Below are 17,074 nucleotides of genomic sequence, written 5' to 3'. Positions count from 1 at the left end.
GCAAGAACCTTTACCCCACCCTCACCTTCCGTTCATGACGGCCGGAAAGGGTGGATGCCATGACCGACTTCTCCCGCCGCACCCTCGTCAAGTCCTCCCTCGCCGGCCTTTCGCTGGCCGGCCTCACCATAGGGGCCGCCACCCCTGCGGGCGCAGCACCCGCAGCCATCCCGCTGGTCCGCAAGCGACTCACCCTCCCCACGGGCATTGCCACCGGGGATGTCACTATGGATTCGGGCGTCCTGTGGTCGCGCGCCTCAGGACCCGGCCGTCTCACCGCCACCCTCAACGCCATCGACGACGCCGGGGAGCTCCTGCGCGGGCGGTACGGGTTCAGCCGGACCATCCGTGGGCCCCTGGCCACAGAAGCCAGTGACTTCACCGCGAAAATCCACGCCAAGGGACTGCCCCCGGGCACCAGGTTCAGGCTGGAGCTGAACTTCGAGGATGAGAACGGCACGGGAGAAGCCGCGCAAGGCACTTTCAGCACGGCGCCCGGAAACAAGGACGCCAACGACGGCGGCACATCCGGCGGCCGCGGAGGCGGCAGGCCGGCGTCGTCCTCCCAGTCCTTCGTCTGGACCGGCGACACCGCAGGCCAGGGCTGGGGCATCAACGAGGAGATCGGCGGCATGCGCGGCTACAAGGCCATGCACGACGTACACCCGGACTTCTTCATCCACTCGGGAGACACCATCTACGCCGACGGCCCCATCGCGGAATCCGTTACCGAGAAGGACGGCCAGGTGTGGCGCAACATCGTCACCGAGGAAGTGTCCAAAGTAGCCGAGACCCTGAAGGAATTCCGCGGCCGGCACCGCTACAACTCCCTCGATGCCAACATGCGGTCCTTGTTCGCCGACGTGCCAGTCATCGCGCAGTGGGACGACCACGAGACCCACAACAACTGGTACCCGGGCCAGGTCCTGGACGACACACGCTACACCGAACGCAACGTCAACGTCCTCGCCGCGCGCGGGCGGCAGGCGTGGCAGGAAAACATGCCGATCGCGGACTCAGCGGCGCTGTGGCGCCCCGGAACCTACGACGCCGGCCAGTACCAGCCCGCGCGTATCTACCGCAAGATTCCGCGCGGCCCGCAACTGGACATCTTCTGCTTGGACATGCGGACCTACAAGTCGCCGAACACCAACGGCAAGGAGCCCTACACCACCAACATCCTGGGCCAGGAGCAGGTGGATTGGCTGATCAAGGAAGTCCGGCAGTCCAAGGCCACCTGGAAGGTCATCGCCGCGGACCTGCCTTTGGGCATCGTGGTGCCTGACGGTCCCGTGAACCAGGAGAGCCTGTCCAACCGGGACGCTGGTGCGCCGCTGGGCCGGGAACTGGAGATCGCCGGGGTCTTGAGCGCCTTCAAGAAGTATGGAGTGAAAACCACGGTGTGGCTTACGGCCGACGTCCACTACTGCGCCGCCCACCACTATTCTCCGGAGCGGGCCTCCTTCAAGGACTTCCAGCCGTTCTGGGAGTTTGTTGCGGGGCCCATCAACGCGGGCTCCTTCGGCCCGAACGACATGGACGGGACCTTTGGCCCGGACGTTGTGTTTTCCAAGGCAGGCCGGTTCCCGGGTGAGTCTCCGCGCGACGGGGAGAACCAGTTCTTCGGGCATGTGGAACTCGGTTCGGATGATTCGTTCACGGTGAGCCTGCGGAACGCCAATGGAGCTGCGGTGTTCTCGAGGGTGCTCAGCCCCGAACGCTGACCGTCGCCGCGCTCCGCCGCTCCGCATCGATGCCGCAGTCCATGGTGAAATTGAGCGACGCAAACGGACGGAGTTGGCATGGTGGTGTTCGACGCATTGGAGCGGCAGATCGTTGCTGCCCTGCAGCTGGATCCCCGGTGCCCCTGGCGGAAGATGGCGGCTGTCCTCGGCGAAGCCGAGCGCACTGTAGCGCGCCGCGGTGCGCAGTTGCTGGAGTCCGGCGCGGTCGCCGTCGTCGGGATTCGTCCAAAACCCGCCGTGGTGCTCGTGCAGATGCGATGCATGCCGGGAACGGTGCGTGCGGCCGCGCAGGCCTTGTCGCAACGGGCAGACACCACGTTTGTTTACACCACCACGGGCACAGGCGACTGCGTCTCCGAGATTCTCACCGATTCGTCCCGCCTGGCCACTGTCTTGTCCGACGAATTGCCCTCCACGATTGGTTTGCGAGATGCCACCAGCTACCCCGTCCTCCGATATTTCCGGACGATCCGGGGCTGGCGCCCGGAGATCCTCACAGCCGACAAGGCAGAGGCCCTCCGATCGGCCCTGACTCCCGACTCGGGCATCCTGGTGCCGCGGCAGGACCTGAGCCGGCAGGACAACGAACTCATTGAGGCCCTGTGCGCCGATGGCCGGATGAGCTTCGAAGCCCTGGGGCGCCGGATTGGTGTTTCAGAAGCCACAGCCCGGCGGCGCAGCGAGTGGCTGCTGGCCAATAACCAGGTCCACTTGCGGGCAATCGTTGAGCCGGCGGCTTTCGGGTTGAACGTCGAGGCCCTCCTCTGGATCCGCGCCTCGCCGCACCACGTTGAACAGCTGGGCAAGAGCCTGGCGGAACTTCCCACGGTCCGCTATGCGGCCGCCATTGCAGGCGATTACCAGATCATGGCCGATGTCACTGTGGAGGATATGTCCGCCCTCTACCGGTTCATTACGGGCTCGGACTGGGCGCAGTATGCCTCCGGTGTTGACGTTTCCATCCTGTTGGACGCCCGCAAGCGCGGCGGACGGTTCATGCGGGCACAGTCGTAAGGAATGGCGCGCCGGCTGCGGCGCCGGCTTCAACAACGGGCGCGACGGCGGCGTACCCCGTTTGCTGCTCGAAGGCGCGCCCCCAGCGCAGAAGCTGCATGTCGGTGTAGTGGTTGCTTGCCAGCTGGAGTCCGATCGGCAGCCCTGCAGCGCTGAACCCGGCGGGCACACTCAGGACGGGGAGACCGGTGGCGGACAGGACGCAGGCTGAACGCATCCAGTCGAGGTACGTTTCGGAGGCAACTCCTGCCACTGACTGCGGATAACGCAGGGTTGCGTCGAAGGGCAGTACTTGTGCGCAGGGGCTCGCGAAAAGGTCGTAGCGGCCGAAGAATGACTGCACCCCTGCTTCCAACCGTGTGCGGGCAGCTGTGGTTTCGATCAGGTCGCGCGCGGTGAGGGCGAGCCCCTTGTTCACGTTCCAGTGCACCTCGGGCTTGATCACGTCCCCTGCCCTTTCCAGGATCGGGCCCAGGCCCGCCGCGAAGTCCATGGCCCGCGTGTTCCCGAAAACGAGGTCGGCTTCGCTGAAATCAGGAGTGGCTTCCTCCACGATGGCCCCCAGGCCCTCAAACACTGCCAGCTGCCGTTCCAGGTGCTCCAGGATGCCGCGTTCCACCGGCACTCCGATGCCAAAATCGGGTGACCAGCCGATTCGCACGCCACGCATGTCCGTTTCCAGGGACGAGCGGAAAACCGCCGGATCAAGCCCTGCAGGGTGTGGGACGCGCGGGTCACTTCCTGCGGTGACGGACATGAACAGGGCAATGTCCTCCACGCTGCGGGCCATCGGCCCGGTCCGTCCCAGCCACGCGTAAGCGTTGACGTCGGACGGCATGGGGATCACCGCCGTCGACGGCCTGAAACCCACCACATTGCAAAAGGAAGCCGGGATGCGGAGCGAGCCGCCCATGTCGCTGCCGTCGCCGATGCTTTGGACGCGGGAAGCGACGACGGCGGCCACCCCGCCGCTGCTGCCACCGGCGCTCAACGCTGGCGCGTACGGATTGGTGGTTGTTCCGAAGAGGTCGTTGAAGGTGTGTGATCCTGCGCCGAACTCGGGCACATTGGACTTGCCCGTACTGACGACGCCGGCTGCCTTGAGCCGCGCAATGATGAGGTCGTCGGCGTCGGGTACAAACTCGCGCAAGGCGAGCGAGCCCTGGGTGGTGCGCATCCCCGCGGTGTTGTTGGTGTCCTTGTGCGTCATGGGCAGTCCGTGCAGCAGCGGCAGTTCGGCCCCGGACGCAGTCAGTTCGTCGGCCTGATGCGCCAACTCCTGCGCGCCTTCAGGGTCCAGGGTCACCACGGCGTTGATCACGGGATTGACCTCAGCGACCCGATCAAGATGATCGGCAAGGGCTTCGCGCGCCGAAATTTCCTTCTTGCGGATTGCGGTGGTGAGTTCGACGGCGGATAGCTCGCCAATGGTCCCGGGCATGGTGCTCCTTTGCTGGATGTTCGCTGCCTGAAAGTGTGCCGCGTCACATTCCCCCGACGGAAGCGCCGAGCACCGACAAGGCGCGGTTTGACTGTTTCGGCCATTCATTTGGCTGATTCCGTCAGCTATTGTGTGTGATCCGGCTCATAGCGGAAGGTGTTCCTAACCCGCTGGCCGATCTGGTCGATGGGTGTGGATTAGCCCCCGGAGCAGGAAGCAGCCGCAACAACGTGGCTGGGATGTGGACTGAACGGGGCTTCAACCGGAGGTTTCAATGTACCAACCCCTGGCACTTCAACGCTTGCATCCAACAGCTCAGCCGACATCCTGGCCGTCGCCAACAACCCGGTCCTGTGGATCTGCGTGGCCGGCGTCTTCGGAGTCATCATCATCCAGTCCATCATCTTCATGAAGGCGGCACGTCGCGCAGCTCCCTCGGTGGAGATGAGCGCGCAGGACATCAAGACATCCTTCCGCTCCGGTGCCGTCTCGGCGATAGGACCTTCCTTGGCGGTTTCGCTCGTAGCTATTGCGCTGCTTGGCCTGTTCGGAGCGCCGGCGGTGTTGTCCCGGATCGGCCTGATCGGCTCGGCTGCCTACGACGTTTCCGCAGCCGGCATCGCCGCGGGTTCCATGGGCGCCAAGCTTGGGGACGCCAGCTACACGCAGAGTGTCTTCGCAGTTGCCTTCTTCGCCATGAGCATCGGCGGGGCCATGTGGATGCTTGCCACCCTCATCCTGACTCCGCTCCTCCGCAAGGGCGACGCAAAGATCCGTTCCGTGAACCCCGCCGCGATGGCAATCGTTCCGGCCGCCGCCCTGATCGGCGCGTTCTCCTGCCTTGGCCTCACGGAACTCCCCAAGTCCGGTATCCACGTCTTGTCCTTCGTTGTCTCCGCCGCGGTCATGGGCCTTTGCCTGCTGCTCGCCAAGAAGCTCGGCAAGAGCTGGCTGCGGGAATGGGGCCTTGGCTTCTCCATCGTCATCGGCCTGGGCGCGGCCTTCTTCGCCGCCGGCGTCTGAGGCCCCCAACGCACTCGCGTCCCCAACACTGAGCAAGAGACAAGGAACATTCCCATGACTTCCACAACTTCTGCCGCCACCGCTCGCACCGCCAGCTCGACGATGGCCGACTTCAACCGGACCACCTCCCGCTGGGGCCAAATCACTATGATCGCCGGTTTGCTGATTTCCGTGGCCGGCCCGCTGTACCTCGTGTTCGCCGGCGGCCTGGACATTGCCCCGGCCCAACTCTGGATAGCCTTCGCGGCTGTGGCGGCCACCTTCGGGATCATCTGGATCGTCGAACCGCTGACCTACTTCCCGATCCTTGGTCCCGCCGCCATGTACCAAGCGTTCATGATCGGCAACATCTCCAACAAGCTCCTCCCGGCCGCGCTCATCGCCCAAACCAACATCGGCGCAAAGCCGGGCAGCAAGCGCGCCGAGCTTGCCGCCGTCGTGGCCATCTGCGGCGCTGCGGTTGTCCACCTGACGTCCCTCGCCGTTTTTGTGGGGCTGCTGGGCAGCTGGTTGATCAGCGTCATTCCGCCGTCGGTGCTGACTGTCACGCGGCTGTACGTTCTTCCGACCGTCCTTGGCGCCGTGCTGGTTCAGGCCATCGTGTCCATGAAACAGCCCCGCACCACCGTCTTCGCGCTCCTGGTTTCGGCCGTCGTCGTCTTCGTCGTCCTGCCGCTGGTGCCGTCGCTGGCCATGGTGTCCACGGCCATCGCGGTCCTCGCCACCATCCTGCTGGCGTGGTTCTTCCGCGGCAAGCAGGTGGCGGCGGCCAAGCCCATCCACATCGAGTAACCCCGAGCTGCACGGCAACCCACAGAACGCACCAGAAAGAAGATCACCATGACGCAAACAACCACCGCCCTGGAACTCGACAGCGAACAGACCACCAAGCTTCATGCCCTCTACCGCCGCCTGCATGCCCACCCCGAACTGTCCATGCAGGAGCACGCCACGGCGCAGCTCATCGAAGAACAGCTCGACAGCCTGGGCGTGGAGCACTTCCGTTGTGGTGGCACCGGTGTTGTGGGCATCATGCGCAATGGCAGCGGTCCTGTGGTTGCGTTCCGTGCAGACACCGACGGACTGCCCATCGAGGAAGCAACGGGATTGGAGTACGCCAGCACGGACAAGGGCACGCTGGATGGCGCCGAAGTTCCAGTGATGCATGGTTGCGGCCACGATACCCATGTGGCGAGTCTCCTGGGGGCTGCCCAAATCCTCGTCGGCAACCGGGACGCGTGGGCCGGGACCTTGGTGCTGATTTTCCAGCCCGGCGAAGAGACCGCGGCAGGTGCCCTTGCCATGCTCGACGACGGGCTTTGGGATAGGGCTCCACGGCCGGAAGTGGTCTTCGGCCAGCACGTCATGCCCCGCCCCGTGGGTACCGTGTCCATCTCCAGCGGACCGGTCGCGGCCATGGCGGATTCGCTCAGGGTCACTGTCCACGGCCAACAGTCCCACGGCTCACAGCCGCAGGACTCCATCGATCCGATCGTCATGGCCGCCCACATGGTCACACGGCTGCAGACCATTGTTTCCCGTGAGCTCGACCCGCGGAAGTCCGCCGTCGTCACGGTGGGGACCTTCCACGCCGGCCTCAAGGAAAACATCATCCCGGCCTCGGCCGAGTTCACCCTCAACATCCGTACCTTCGACGAGGACGTCCGTGGCCAGGCCCTGGGCGCCGTTCGCCGGATCATCGAGGCCGAGGCCGCCGCTTCGGGCGCCCCCACCCCGCAGATCGAGGAGCTGTACCGTTTCCCGCAGTGCTTCAACGATCCCGACGCCGTTCCTTCCGTTCTGGAGGCACTGCGCGGTGCGCTGGGGGTTGAGTCGGTCGAGGTCACCCCGCCGATGATGGGGAGCGAGGACTTCGGGCACTTGGGCACCGCAATCGGTGTGCCATCCGTGTTCTGGATGTTCGGCGGCACACCCGCCTCCGTCTTTGAAGGACCGGGCGCCGTCCCCGTCAACCATTCACCCTTCTTCGCACCCGAGCTTGAAGGCTCCCTCGCCGGGGGAGTCTCTGCCGCCGTCGCCGTCCTCTTGTCCCGCCTGGGCAACTGAGTTTCGAGGAATGTCCATGACTTCAGCATTGACCGAAAGCCGAGCCGCGGAAGTACCCAAGCCTGTTCCCCAGGAAACAGGTGGTCCGCTGTCCGGCCGCCTCGTGGTGGACCTGAGCCGGGCCTTGGCGGGACCGCATGCTGCCATGATGATGGGCGACCTGGGCGCCAGGGTGATCAAGATCGAGAACCCGGGCACCGGGGACGACACCCGCGGTTGGGGCCCTCCCTTCGTTGGCCCCGAAGATGATCCGCAGGCCACGTATTTCCTGTCCTGCAACCGCAACAAGGAATCGCTCGCCCTGGACCTCAAGAGCGACGACGGCCGGACCATCCTGCGCCAACTCCTGGAACGTGCGGACGTGGTGGTGGAGAACTTCCGTCCGGGCGTACTCGAACGCCTTGGCTTCAGCACCGACGCCATGCACGCGGTCAACCCACGGCTCGTGATTCTGTCCATCACCGGCTTCGGCCACGACGGCCCCGAATCCCACCGCAGCGGCTACGACCAGATCCTCCAAGGCGAGGCGGGGCTGATGTCGCTTACCGGCTCCGGACCCGACGATCCCCAACGCGTGGGCGTACCCATCGCCGATCTCCTGTCCGGCATGTACGGCGCCTACGGGGTGGTGGCCGCCCTGCTGGAGCGTGAACATACTGGCCGCGGGCAAGTGGTGCGGACGTCGCTTCTGGCATCACTGGTGGGAGTCCACGCCTTCCAAGGCACAAAGGTCACGGTTGCAGGGGAAGACCCGGAGGCGCAGGGCAACCACCACCCGTCAATCGCCCCCTACGGACTGTTCCGATGCCGGAACGGAAGTGTCCAGATCAGCGTAGGCAGCGAAAAGCTGTGGGCTGCCTTCACCTCCGCGTTCAGCATCGATCCCGGCACCGAAGGCCTGGCAACCAATGCCGACCGGGTCCGGAACCGGACCCGCGTCATCGAAGTGGTGGAGGCCGCCTTCGCCGGCTACGAGCCCGAGCCGCTGCTGGCAAAGCTCGCAATGGCAGGAGTGCCCGCCGGCAAAGTGCGAACCCTCAAGGAAGTCTACGAATGGCCGCAACTGGCATCCCAAGGTTTGCTGGTGGACGTCGAGCATCCTTTGCTCGGGTCGGTCACCCTGCCCGGGCCCCCGCTGCGCTTCTTCGACAACGTCGACGGCGCCGAATCCACCAAGCGCGCGCATACCCCGCCGCCGCTGCTGAACCAGCACGGCGACGGCGTCCGGGAGTGGCTCGCGGCCACGGAGGTGGACTGATGGCGGCCACTGCCACACGCCGTCGGCTCGGTGCCCGGGAACTGCTGGATCACCTGCTCGACGCCGGGACGTACGTTTCGTGGGACAGTCCGGTTCAGGGTGTGGCTGAGGGTTCCGGAAACGACGGGTACGCAGCCGACCTGGCCTCGGCCCGGGACAGGTCCGGCAGCGACGAATCCGTCCTCACGGGCGAGGGCCGCATACGCAACCATCGCGTCGCCGTCGTGGTGTCCGACTTTGCTTTCCTGGCCGGTTCAATCGGGCGTGACGCCGCCCACCGCTTGGTGTCCGCCGTCGAACGTGCCACGGACCTTGGCCTGCCGCTGGTGGCCATGCCGGCCTCGGGAGGGACGCGCATGCAGGAGGGAACGCCCGCGTTCCTTGCCATGGTGGAGATTGTGGCTGCGGTGCAGGCGCATCGAACCGCGGGCTTGCCATATCTGGTGTATTTGCGGCACCCGACCACCGGGGGAGTCATGGCGTCGTGGGGCTCCTTGGGGCACGTGACCGCTGCAGAACCCGGTGCACTCCTCGGATTTCTGGGGCCGCGTGTCTACGAAGCCCTGCACGGTGAAGCGTTTCCGGCCGGAGTCCAGACTGCCGAGAACCTCTTCGACCATGGTTTGGTTGATGCCGTGGTTCCGCCCGAAGGGTTGGGGGACTACTTCGGACGGATTCTGGACCTGCTGCAAGCCGGCACTTGCTCCTTGACCGACGATGCGCTTCCAACGGGTCCGCTGATCCGTTCCGAGCCGGTGCCCGGAACCGCATGGAACTCCGTCCTGCGGTCAAGGGACCCGCTGAGGCCATCCACTGCCGAACTCCTGGAGCACGCTGCCAGCAATGTGGTGTTGCTGCGCGGCGCCGGAGACGGCACGAAGGACGAAGGAATGCTGGTGGCCCTTGCCCGGCTCGGCGCCACACCTTGCGTAGTGGTGGGGCATCAACGGAACAATGCGATGGGGCCGGCCTCGCTGCGGGACGCACGCCGCGGCATGCGGTTGGCGAAGGAACTGCGGCTGCCTCTCGTTACCGTCATCGACACGCCGGGCGCATTACTGTCCCGGGAGGCCGAGGAAGGTGGGCTTGCCGCCGAAATCGCCCGCTCCCTGTACGACCTTCTCGGCCTTGCGGTTCCTACGTTGTCAGTCCTGCTGGGACAAGGGACAGGGGGAGGGGCGCTTGCCCTCCTGCCCGCCGACCGCACCATCGCTGCCCGGAACGCCTGGCTGGCTCCACTTCCGCCCGAAGGCGCATCGGCGATCGTCCACCGGACCACTTCGCGGGCCGCCGAGCTTGCTGAGAGTCAGGGAATCACCGCCGCCGCGCTCGCGGCCAGGGGAGTGGTGGACGTCGTGGTGGATGAAGTGCCGGATGCGGCCGCCGAACCCGTGGAGTTCTGCCGCCGCCTCGGCGAGGTGATCGGCGTCGAACTTTTCGGTCAGGTCAGACGGGGCGTGCCCGGGCTACAAGCGCGGCGGTCCAAGTACCGGGCGTTGATCCGCTAGGTGCGGGAGTCACTGCCGCCTGGCCGTGCCGCCGATCAGTAGGTCCTCCACTCGCGCTGGAACCAGTTTTCGCAGGAATTCCAGTCGTTCCGGTGGTTGGGAAGTGGAGGCGGCGGACCCCAGTGCCTCCAAAGCCGAAACGGCGGTCTGCCGGGCATCCTCTTTGTCCATGCCCCAAGCCGCACCTTCACGAACCAAGTGTTCCAGGGTGATGTAGCCCAACCGGATCTGCCCGCCGACGGTGTGACCCGCGTTGTTACTTGGTGCATACAGCAGCAAGGTCGGAGCTACGTCGTAGAGCGGGGCAAGGCGCAACTCGCCGCCGTCAAGGAGCGTGAGGGAATAGTTTTTCGAGTGTGCATCACCGTTTCCGATTGCCACGTTGAAAGTGACAGCCCTCAGCAGTGCCCTTCGGAATGCGGCGTCATCGCGCGTGTGGAGAGCGGCCGCGTTCGCCAGCCGGGTAAGTCGCGAGGGCGGGGTCGATGTGCCTTCGTACTTGGCCCCACTTCCGAGCGCCAATGCCTGGGTGAAATCTTCCTGATGGATTCGGCTGCCATCGGATGCCCGGTCAAAGCGGTCCACGATGATTGCTTCCCGGGATCCAAAAATTTGAAGGCGGCTCTTTGCTGCGGTGAGCCCCGTGGCGGCTGCGACTTTCAATGCCCAGTCTTCCGAGGCCAAAAGATCTGGGATGGCGGACTCCAGTGGAGCCGGTTTGATGATGTGGGTGGACGCTGCTCCTCGGCCAGGCCATGCCCAGCCTTCACCTTGGCGGGTGAGGAGCACTTTAGAGTGGATGCCGCCCAGGGATGCAGTCACGAGGAAATCATTCGGCAGGTCCCACGTGGGGAGTGATTCCACCACTGTTGTGACCTCATCGTCGGTCATCGGAATGGCTGCGCCCGGGACTTCAGGTGATTCGCCGGGCCGGAGAACCTGGACTGCCCCGGCGCAGTCAGCCCCGAGCACGCGGAGCAGGCCGAAAGCATCGGGCGTCGAGAGGCCGTTTTCCTTCGCAAGGTGTGAGCGTACCTGCCCCTCGGGCAGGAGTCCGTCGAAGAAGTCGTAGACCACGGGGCCCTCAAACTTCCTTCGGCTGAGGGGCATCGAAAGTGAAAGCAGTATGGAACCAGCGCCGTATTCCGACACAATTTCGGGGTCGTACTGGAACGCGAGCTTAAGCCCGTTTCCCGTCAGTTCGCCAACCTTCCTCGAGCGAAGAAAGACATCCAGCTTCTTACGGGGAGTCATGGGCGGACCTGAAGCTTCGAGAACCGCGGTACCAGTGCAACATCGCGCCCTAGAGTCCTGATTGCGTTCATGGCGACCACCAAGGATACGGCTTCTCCGCGTTCCAATCGGACGATGGTTCCCCGTGTGACCTTTAGTCGGTCCGCAAGCTCCTGTTGGGTCAATCCGGCTTCCTTGCGCGACTCGCTGATGGCGCGGCCCAACGAAGCCCCATCTACAGCACGATAAAAGGGGGTGGCCTCGGAATGTTCCATATATCGATCATATGGCCACACGGCGTCTATGTTCAATATTTCGTACATACAGACAGTCGGGATAAATGTTCGATATTTCGATCACCGCCCTGAATCCTGGGGTAAAAAAGAACCCCCAGAAATCCGTAGATTTCCGGGGGTTCAACCGAGCTTCCTATCAGAATCGAACTGATGACCTTTTCATTACGAGTGAAACGCTCTACCGACTGAGCTAAGGAAGCACCGCGTTCATCCCCGGTTTCCCGGGCGATCACGCAAGACATAACTGTAATAGAGGCACCGCACCCGGGTCAAAACGAACGCTGGGGTCGCCGTTGCGGGGATGTTCACCCGGGCGTCGGGCCGGGTTCAGGAGGGCGTTTCCCGGTCCCCGGAAGCTGGGGAATCAACTGTGGCGCCATGGCGCCACGCCAACAGCCGAAGGAGCCGCCCAATGACCGGGGACGAAATGACCGGGGACGCACTGACCAGGGACGCCAACCACACACCCAACCGGCTGCGGCTGGCAGTCGTGGACATGGTAGGCACCACCATTACCGACGATGGCCGCACCGAACGGGCCATGTCCCAGGCTCTGGCCGAACACGGCATCGAGCCAGGCAGCAGCCGGTTCGAAAGCATGCTCGGCTACGCCCGGGACACCATGGGCTTCTCCAAAATGACCGTCTTCAGCCACCTCTTCGATGATCCCGCCGCGGCGGTAAGCGCCAACAAGGTCTTCGAGCGGGCTTTCGACGAACTCATCGAAGACGGCGGCGTCCGCGCCATTCCCGGCGCAGAAGACGCCATCCTGTGGATGCGCGAATCCGGCATGCAGATCTGCCTGGCCACGGGTTTCGGGCGCCACACCCAGAACATGGTGCTCGAATCGTTGGGCTGGATGGGCCTTGCCGACCTCAGCCTTTGTCCCGCCGATGCCGGACGCGGACGACCCCATCCGGACATGATCCTTACGGCAGTGCTCGCCCTGGACCTTGATGATGTGCGGGAAGTCGCCGTGGTGGGAGACACCAGCTCGGACATGCTCTCCGGCGTCCGATCGGGGGCCTCACTCATCGCGGGCGTGCTGACCGGCTCACACTCAGAGGCGACCCTGCGCGCGGCCGGCGCCACCGCCGTCGTCGATTCCATCAAGCAGCTCCCGCTCCTAGTGGAGAAGCGCGAAGCCCGGCACCTCTAGCAGGTGAGGCCGTCCTGCGGCAGCTTTCCGTCAACAAAGTAGTCGTCGACGGCGGTGCTGACGCAAGAGTTCGAGCGGCCGTAGGCGGTGTGCCCCTCGCCTTCCCAGGTGACGAGCGATGCGTTCTCAAGCTGTTTGCGCAGCGACTGGGACCAGGCGAGGGGAGTGGCGGGGTCGCCGGTGGTGCCTACAACCACGATGGGGGCTTGGCCGGTGTATTTGACGGGTGCCGGTGTGCGGGTGTTGGGGTAGGGCCAGTCCTTGCAGTTCACGCCACCGTAGGCAAAGAACGAGCCAAACGTGGGCGACTCCTGCAGAAGCCGGGCCTCCTCCGCACGCATGCCTGCGGTGTCCATGACCATGGGGTAATCGAGGCAGTTGATGGCTTGGAAGGCGAAGGCCGAGTTGGAGCTGTACGTGCCGTTGGGCTCGCGGTCAGCCCCAAGATCGGCAAGCCGCATCATCTGGGAAACGTCTCCGGAGAAGGCGCTGTCCAGGGCCTGCGTGAGCGCCGGCCAGCTTTGGTCGTTGTAGAGCGGCAGGATGAGGCCGTTGACGAAGTCGTTTCCGGTCACGAGCCGGCCATCCTTGGCGGTTTGCGGGTTCTGGTCCACAGCGCTGATGAGGTCCCGGATTTCCTGCACGCCGTTGTCCACGGACCCGCTCATGGGGCACTGGTTCTGTTTCTGGCAGCTGGCCACGTACGTGTGGATGGCCTTTTCGAACGCACGGGCCTGGCCCGCGGTCAGTTCCTCGTTGCTGATGGAGGGGTCCACGGCTCCGTCAAGAACCAGGTGGCCCACGTTGTCCGCGAAGAGCGAGGCATAGGTTGATCCCAGGAACGTTCCGTAGGAGAAGCCCAGGTAGTTGAGCTTGGAGTCGTTGACCACAGCGCGCAGGATGTCCAGGTCCTTTGCGGCGCTTACGGTGTCGATGTGTCCCAGGATGGGGCCAGTCTGCTGGGCACACTGTTCGGCAAAGGACTTGTTGAACGCGATCGCTTCTGCCAGTCCCTCATCGGTGTCCTTGCGGAACACCTTCTCCCGGGCGGCGTCACGTTCTGCATCGGTCATGCATTTGACCGGTGCGGAATCCTTCACTCCGCGGGGATCGAAGCCCACGATGTCGTAATTGGCCCGCAGTTTCTCCGTGAAGTGTGTGGTCCCGGCATCCTTGATGAAGTCCACGCCCGAGCCCCCGGGGCCGCCGGGGTTGACCAGGATGGATCCCTTTTTGTCTCCGGTGCTTGGCAGCTTGATTGCTGCGAGGGTGATTTCATCGGAACCAGGCTGGGCGTAGTCCACGGGAACACGGACTTTCCCGCATTGGAGGCCATCCCCGCAGGAACTCCACTCCACTGCCTGCGAGTAGAACTTTTCCAGGCCCTCGGGAGCTGAGGCAGCGATGGATGGATCCACCGTGCTGGTGGAGGGCTTCGCCGTGGGCGCCGGCAGGAAAGGTACCGTGCAGGCGCTGAGGATCAACATTGAGGCCAAAGCAACACAAACTGCTGCGAACCCGCGGCTGCGGGTTCCACGCCGGGCAGCGCCCTGACGGGCAGCATCACCCGCAGAAAGCTGGGCAGACCGGTCCCTTGAAGGGCTACCGGCGGGCCGGCGTGGTGCGGACGTCATGCGTTCTCCTATTGCTGGATGAGGCTGGTTGCCATGGACTCGACCGCCAACAGCGGCGCCACGTTGGTGGTGGTGATTCGTACCCGGGCTTTATTGATGGCGTCCATCCGGGCCAAGGTGGTCTCCGGCGTTGAGCGACCGGCGTATTCCTCCAGATCGCCCCTCAGCTCAACGTTGACCAGCTCAACGGCGTTCCCCAACTGGATGATCAGCACGTCCCTGTAGAAGGACAGGAGATCGGTCAGGGTGCGGTCCAGCGAGTCGGTGATGGAGCGTTTGGCCCGCCGTTTCTGGTCATCCTCAAGCTGCCTTACCTGGCTGCGCATGGAGGGCGGCAATGTCCCGGATTCGGGGGCGCCGAGACTTGCGAGCAGTGCGATCTTTTCCGCGGCGTCACGTTCGTCGTTGGAGCTGTTGGCTTCTTCCGTGGCGATTTTGACCAACTTTTCGGCCATCATGACGGCGGCGGTCACTCCCCGCAGTCCCAGGGGGATGCGAACGGTCTCGAGTCGACGCTCCCGGGCGTCGGCGTCGCGGGCCAGTCGCCGGGCGATGCCAATGTGGCTTTGGGCTGCACGCGCGGCCCGCTCGGCGAGCTGGCGGTCGACGCCGTCGCGCCTCACCAGAAGATCCGCGACGTCGGCGGCCGGGGGAAGCCGAAGGCTCACCGGGCGGCAGCGGGAACGAATGGTGACCAGGACATCTGCGGGCGAAGGGGCGCACAGCATCCAGATAGTTCGCGGGGTAGGTTCTTCGATGGCCTTCAACAGGACGTTCGTGGTGCGCTCGGCCATGCGGTCCGCGTCCTCCACCACGATGATGCGCCAGCGGCCGGTGGCGGGTCGGTCTCCTGCTTTGGACACGAGCTCGCGGGCTTCATCAATGGTGATGGTGACTTTTTCCGTCCGCACGAATGTCACGTCCGAGTGCGTTTCACCCAGGATGGTGTGGCAGGCCGCGCAGACTCCACAGCCCCGCTGGGTGACATCGTCCTGTTCGCAGTTCAACGCAGCGGCGAAGGCCTTGGCAGCGTTCGAACGGCCTGAGCCCGGGGGACCGGTGAACAGCCAGGCATGGGTGAGCCCGGAGTCGCCCTGCGCCGCTTGCTTCAGCTGCGCGACAACCGGAGCCTGCCCCTGGAGATCGTCCCAGACGCTCACGGGCGCAGGCCGGGAACTCGGTCACCCAACAGTGACTCCACACGCTCCAGGATCCGGGCGGCCAGTGCGTCGATCTCCTCGCTGGCAGGCAGCACCAGGTAGCTAGACGGTGCGGCCTGGGCCAGGTCAAGGAAAGCGTGGCGGATGGCCGAGTGGAAATCGTCGGGCTCGGATTCGAGCCGGTCCTCGGTGGCATCGCCTGCGGTGCGGCGCTGGCGGCCGTCCGCGGGATCGACGTCGAGCAGGACCGTCAGGTGCGGATGGAGGCCTTCGGTGGCCCATTCGTTAAGGGACAGCACGCCTTCAGCGCCCAGGCCGCGACCGGCACCCTGATAGGCAACGGAAGAATCGATGTAGCGGTCAGTGATGACCACCGTTCCACTGGCCAGGGCGGGGCGGATTACCTGGTGGGCGTGGGCTGCCCGGGCTGCCGCGAACATCAGGGCTTCAGTGCGGGCATCGATGGTGCCGTGCCCATGGTCCAGCACCAATGAACGCAGTTTCTCGCCAATCGGGGTGCCGCCCGGTTCCCGGGTGCGCAGTACGGAAAGTCCCCGGGATTCAAGGGCGTCGGAGAGCCGGGCAGCCTGTGTGGACTTGCCCGCTCCATCCCCGCCCTCGAACGCGATGAAAAGACCTGTGCTCTGAATACTCACGCGTCTAGCCTACCGAGCTTCCCTGACAGCAAAGGCGCGTAATGCCTTTCATCCACAGCATTCTCCGCGACTACGCTGAAACCATGAGCCTTTCCGATCAGCACGCAGCCGAATTGTCCCCTGAAACCGTTGTGGTTGCTGCCGGCCGCCCGGAGCGCGCCCACGATGAGCCGGTGAATCCGCCCATCGTCCTGTCCTCCACATACTTCGGAACAGGCAGCCTCGGAGACGGAGACCGGGGATACGGACGCTACGCCAACCCCACCTGGGATCCCTTCGAGGACGCACTGGCCAAGCTGGAGGGCGCTACGCTCCCTGGACTGCTCTACGCCTCAGGACTGGCAGCGGTCAGTTCGGCACTGTCACTGGTGCCCGCCGGCGGTGTTGTCGTGATGCCCACCCACAGCTACGCAGGATCGCTGGTGATGGCTACGGAACTGGCAGAGAAGGGTTTCCTGGAGCTACGCACCGTGGACATCACCGACACGGAGGCCGTCAAGGCACTGATCAGCCCGGAACACGGCAGGAAAGCGGACCTGCTCTGGCTTGAAAGCCCCACCAACCCCATGCTCGGAATCGCCGATATCCGTGCCCTCACCGACGCCGCCCATGCCGCGGGCGCCATCGTGGTCACCGACAATACTTTCTCCACGCCCCTGGTGCAGCAGCCCCTCAGCCTGGGTTCCGACGTCGTGCTTCACTCGGTGACCAAATACCTGGCCGGGCATTCGGATGTCGTCCTCGGCGCCCTGGTGACGTCGAATCCGGAGCTGCGCGCCGCGCTACTTCACCACCGCATCATCCACGGCGGCATCGCCGGCCCGTTCGAGGCCTGGCTGGCGCTGCGCGGCCTGCGCACCCTGGCGCTGAGGATCGAGCG

At 64.7% G+C, this 17,074-nt stretch carries 15 protein-coding genes and 1 tRNA gene; 9 read left to right on the top strand and 7 right to left on the bottom strand.

Annotation, left to right across the window (positions count from 1 at the left end; all coding sequences use genetic code 11):
• Positions 1–59 precede the first annotated feature (59 nt).
• Complete coding sequence (locus tag PJL15_RS01475) at positions 60–1,724, top strand: alkaline phosphatase D family protein (RefSeq protein WP_281449440.1); 1,665 nt, start codon at positions 60–62, stop codon at positions 1,722–1,724.
• Positions 1,725–1,802: 78 nt separating this feature from the next.
• Positions 1,803–2,759: an Lrp/AsnC family transcriptional regulator gene (locus tag PJL15_RS01470; RefSeq protein ID WP_281449439.1), complete on the top strand. Its 957-nt coding sequence runs from the start codon at positions 1,803–1,805 to the stop codon at positions 2,757–2,759.
• Here the strand turns inward: PJL15_RS01470 and PJL15_RS01465 are convergent.
• Positions 2,740–4,200, bottom strand: coding sequence for an amidase (locus PJL15_RS01465; RefSeq protein WP_281449438.1), 1,461 nt, complete (start codon positions 4,198–4,200; stop codon positions 2,740–2,742). The two genes, PJL15_RS01470 and PJL15_RS01465, sit on opposite strands and share 20 nt — an antisense overlap.
• Positions 4,201–4,563: 363 nt before the next feature.
• Here PJL15_RS01465 and PJL15_RS01460 point away from each other — a divergent pair, with 363 nt between their 5' ends.
• Genes PJL15_RS01460 through PJL15_RS01440 form a run of 5 tightly spaced genes read left to right on the top strand, consistent with a single transcriptional unit; the run spans position 4,564 to position 10,056 of the window.
• Positions 4,564–5,223 carry a DUF5058 family protein gene (locus PJL15_RS01460; RefSeq protein ID WP_281449437.1) on the top strand — a complete coding sequence of 220 codons (660 nt, stop codon included), beginning with the start codon at positions 4,564–4,566 and terminating at the stop codon, positions 5,221–5,223.
• A 54-nt stretch (positions 5,224–5,277) separates the two neighbouring features.
• A complete protein-coding gene (locus PJL15_RS01455; RefSeq protein ID WP_281449436.1) occupies positions 5,278–6,015 on the top strand; it encodes a hypothetical protein in 738 nt (245 codons plus the stop codon).
• 48 nt (positions 6,016–6,063) lie between these two features.
• Positions 6,064–7,290 carry an amidohydrolase gene (locus tag PJL15_RS01450; protein ID WP_281449435.1) on the top strand — a complete coding sequence of 409 codons (1,227 nt, stop codon included), beginning with the start codon at positions 6,064–6,066 and terminating at the stop codon, positions 7,288–7,290.
• 16 nt (positions 7,291–7,306) lie between these two features.
• On the top strand, positions 7,307–8,548 hold the full coding sequence (locus PJL15_RS01445) for a CaiB/BaiF CoA transferase family protein (RefSeq protein ID WP_281449434.1): 1,242 nt from the start codon (positions 7,307–7,309) through the stop codon (positions 8,546–8,548).
• A complete protein-coding gene (locus PJL15_RS01440; RefSeq protein WP_281449433.1) occupies positions 8,548–10,056 on the top strand; it encodes a carboxyl transferase domain-containing protein in 1,509 nt (502 codons plus the stop codon). Before PJL15_RS01445 ends, PJL15_RS01440 begins: the two co-directional genes overlap by 1 nt.
• Positions 10,057–10,065: 9 nt before the next feature.
• Here the strand turns inward: PJL15_RS01440 and PJL15_RS01435 are convergent, their stop codons facing one another.
• The 3 genes from PJL15_RS01435 to PJL15_RS01430 form a co-directional block, all read right to left on the bottom strand.
• Positions 10,066–11,310, bottom strand: a complete 1,245-nt coding sequence (locus PJL15_RS01435; RefSeq protein ID WP_281449432.1) for a HipA domain-containing protein — start codon at positions 11,308–11,310, stop codon at positions 10,066–10,068.
• Positions 11,307–11,564 (bottom strand): helix-turn-helix transcriptional regulator, encoded by a 258-nt coding sequence (locus tag PJL15_RS22675; RefSeq protein WP_432443783.1) that lies wholly within the window; start codon positions 11,562–11,564, stop codon positions 11,307–11,309. Before PJL15_RS22675 ends, PJL15_RS01435 begins: the two co-directional genes overlap by 4 nt.
• A gap of 148 nt (positions 11,565–11,712) precedes the next feature.
• A tRNA-Thr gene (locus PJL15_RS01430) sits at positions 11,713–11,785 on the bottom strand.
• A gap of 227 nt (positions 11,786–12,012) precedes the next feature.
• On the opposite strand from PJL15_RS01430, the gene PJL15_RS01425 reads away from it, so the two are divergent.
• On the top strand, positions 12,013–12,744 hold the full coding sequence (locus PJL15_RS01425; RefSeq protein WP_281449629.1) for an HAD family hydrolase: 732 nt from the start codon (positions 12,013–12,015) through the stop codon (positions 12,742–12,744).
• Here the strand turns inward: PJL15_RS01425 and PJL15_RS01420 are convergent.
• The 3 genes from PJL15_RS01420 to tmk are packed head-to-tail and all read right to left on the bottom strand — an operon-like array spanning position 12,741 to position 16,194.
• Positions 12,741–14,378 (bottom strand): alpha/beta hydrolase, encoded by a 1,638-nt coding sequence (locus tag PJL15_RS01420; protein WP_281449431.1) that lies wholly within the window; start codon positions 14,376–14,378, stop codon positions 12,741–12,743. The two genes, PJL15_RS01425 and PJL15_RS01420, sit on opposite strands and share 4 nt — an antisense overlap.
• Positions 14,379–14,386: 8 nt before the next feature.
• Positions 14,387–15,538 carry a DNA polymerase III subunit delta' gene (locus PJL15_RS01415; RefSeq protein WP_281449430.1) on the bottom strand — a complete coding sequence of 384 codons (1,152 nt, stop codon included), beginning with the start codon at positions 15,536–15,538 and terminating at the stop codon, positions 14,387–14,389.
• On the bottom strand, positions 15,535–16,194 hold the full coding sequence (gene tmk / locus PJL15_RS01410) for a dTMP kinase (RefSeq protein WP_281449429.1): 660 nt from the start codon (positions 16,192–16,194) through the stop codon (positions 15,535–15,537). The genes PJL15_RS01415 and tmk overlap by 4 nt, the downstream gene beginning before the upstream one ends.
• An 83-nt stretch (positions 16,195–16,277) precedes the next feature.
• On the opposite strand from tmk, the gene PJL15_RS01405 reads away from it, so the two are divergent.
• Positions 16,278–17,074, top strand: a 797-nt coding sequence (locus PJL15_RS01405; protein ID WP_281449628.1) for a trans-sulfuration enzyme family protein, incomplete at its 3' end; no start/stop codon positions are given.

Origin of the sequence: Paenarthrobacter nitroguajacolicus (assembly GCF_029952445.1) — a bacterium.
GTDB classification, from domain to species: Bacteria; Actinomycetota; Actinomycetes; order Actinomycetales; family Micrococcaceae; genus Arthrobacter; species Arthrobacter nitroguajacolicus_B.
Note: the sequence above shows the minus strand (reverse complement) of the source record. Positions and strands in the feature narration are given on the sequence as shown.